The sequence below is a fragment of the Frankia sp. AgKG'84/4 genome, from assembly GCF_023242965.2.
GTDB lineage: Bacteria > Actinomycetota > Actinomycetes > Frankiales > Frankiaceae > Frankia.
Window position 1 is genome coordinate 1 of the sequence record NZ_JALKFU020001237.1, and the last position, 2,395, is coordinate 2,395.

Below are 2,395 nucleotides of genomic sequence, written 5' to 3' on the forward strand. Positions count from 1 at the left end.
GGGTGCGCGCGGGACCGGCAGCGGCGGGCGCCGCCGGCAGCGGCACGTGAGCCTGCCGACCTACGCCTTCCAGCGCCGCCGTTACTGGCTGGACCCGACACCGCTGCGGCTCGTCGACGGCGCGTTCGTCGCCGACACGCCCGCCAGCGCCGGGGCGCTCGACGGGCACGTGTCCACCGCGGCCGGGCCGAGCCTGACCGAGCGGCTCGCCGCGCTCGCCCCGGCGGAACGCGACGAGCTGCTGCTCGACGTGGTCCGGGCCGAGGCGGCCGTGGTCCTCGGCCATGACAGCCCGGCGACCGTCGGCGCGACCCGCGCCTTCCGCGACCTCGGCCTGACCTCGCTGACCGCTGTCGACCTGCGCAACCGGCTGAACGTGGCAACAGAGCTGACGCTGCCCGCCACGCTCGTGTTCGACTACCCGACCCCCGCGGCGATCGCCGAGTTCCTGGCCGGCGAGCTGCGTTCCACGCCGAGCGCCACCGCGTCGCCGGTGGCGGCCGTGGCCCAGCTGGAGGCGGCGTTGGCGGCGGCCGGCGGCGGCGACGCGGACACCGTCGCGGCGGTGGCCCGGCTGCGGACCCTCCTCGCCCGCTTGGAGCCCGTCACCCAGACGGCACCGGGTGTCGTCGACGACGACGTCGACCTCGACGCCGCCAGCGACGACGAGCTGTTCGCCCTGATGGACAGCAACGCCGACACCTACTGAGCAGCGCCGACACCTAGCTGACCGACCCGCTCGCCGGGTCCCTCGCCCGAATCAAGGGAGCGACCTGTCATGGCCGATGACGCCAAGCTGCGCGAATATCTCAAACGCGCGCTCAGCGACGCGCGAACGGCGCAGAAGCGCCTGCGGGAGGTCGAGTCGAGCCGGCGGGAGCCGATCGCGATCGTCAGCATGGCCTGCCGACTGCCCGGCTCGGTGAGCACCCCGGAGGAGCTCTGGGACCTGGTCGTCGCCGAACGCGACGCGATCGGGGAGTTCCCGACGAACCGGGGATGGCCCGTCGACGACCTGTACGACCCGGACCCGGGCGCGGCCGGGAAGTCCTACACCCGGCACGGCGGCTTCCTCTACGACGCCGCCGAGTTCGACCCCGAGTTCTTCGGGATCTCCCCCCGCGAGGCGGTCGCCACCGACCCGCAGCAGCGGCTGCTGCTGGAGACGTCCTGGGAGGCGTTCGAGCGGGCCGGCATCGACCCGACGACGTTGCGGGGCAGCCGCACCGCGGTGTTCGCCGGGATCGCCGGCCAGGACTACGCGGCCCGGCTGCACGAGATCCCCGCCGAGCTGGAGGCGTATGTCGGCCTCGGCACGCTGGGCAGCGTGCTGTCCGGGCGGATCTCCTACACGTTCGGCTTCGAGGGGCCCTCGGTCACCGTCGACACGGCCTGCTCGTCGTCGCTGGTCGCCCTGCACCTCGCCGCCCAGGCACTGCGCTCCGGGGAGGCCGACCTCGCCCTGGCCGGCGGGGTCGCGGTGATGTCCTCTCCCGCGCCGTTCATCGAGTTCTCCCGCCAGCGCGGGCTGTCCGCCGACGGCCGGTGCAAGGCGTTCGCCGCATCGGCCGACGGCACCGGCTGGTCCGAGGGCGTCGGCGTCCTGCTCGTCGAACGGCTCAGCGACGCCCAGCGCAACGGCCACCCGATCCTCGCGGTGCTGCGCGGCAGCGCGGTGAACTCCGACGGCGCGTCCAACGGCATCACCGCCCCCAACGGGCCGTCCCAGCAGCGCGTCATCCGCACGGCGCTGGCCAACGCCCGGCTGAGCCCCGCGGACGTCGACGCCGTCGAGGCACACGGCACCGGCACCTCCCTCGGTGACCCGATCGAAGCCCAGGCGATCCTCGCGACCTACGGGCAGAGCCGGCCCGACGACCGGCCGCTGTGGCTCGGCAGCCTGAAATCCAACATCGGCCACACCCAGGCCGCCGCCGGCGCCGCCGGCATCATCAAGACGGTCTTCGCCCTGCGCAACGGCTTCCTGCCCCGCACTCTGCACGTCGACGAGCCCACGCCGCACGTCGACTGGTCCTCAGGTTCCGTCGAGCTGCTCCGGGAAAGCCGACCGTGGCCGGAGACGGGCGCCCCGCGCCGCGCCGGGATCTCCGCCTTCGGTGTCAGCGGCACGAACGCCCACATCATCCTGGAGCAGGCACCGGCACCGGCCCCGGTCACGGACGACGTGACCGCCGCCGACGACGGGACCGCCGCGGCCGCGGCCATCAGCACCGACGTGGTCGCCACCACCGGCGAGGACAACGACCGGGCTGACGTAGCCGCGGAGTCGACGTGGGCGGGCGCGCCGGTGCTGGTGCCGCTGTCCGGGCGCTCGCCGCAGGCGGTGCGTGACCAGGCCCGCCGCCTCGCAGCCCACCTGCGCAAGGGCTTTGGC

The 2,395-nt window shown here is 74.4% G+C and carries 2 protein-coding genes; both read left to right on the plus strand.

The genetic code is table 11. The features are described 5' to 3' along the window. Positions 1–709 (plus strand): acyl carrier protein (locus tag MXD58_RS29160; RefSeq protein WP_250611365.1); only part of this gene is annotated, 709 nt, incomplete at its 5' end. Positions 710–778: 69 nt separating this feature from the next. Next, positions 779–2,395: type I polyketide synthase (locus MXD58_RS29165; RefSeq protein WP_250611367.1), on the plus strand; the 1,617-nt coding region annotated here is incomplete at its 3' end.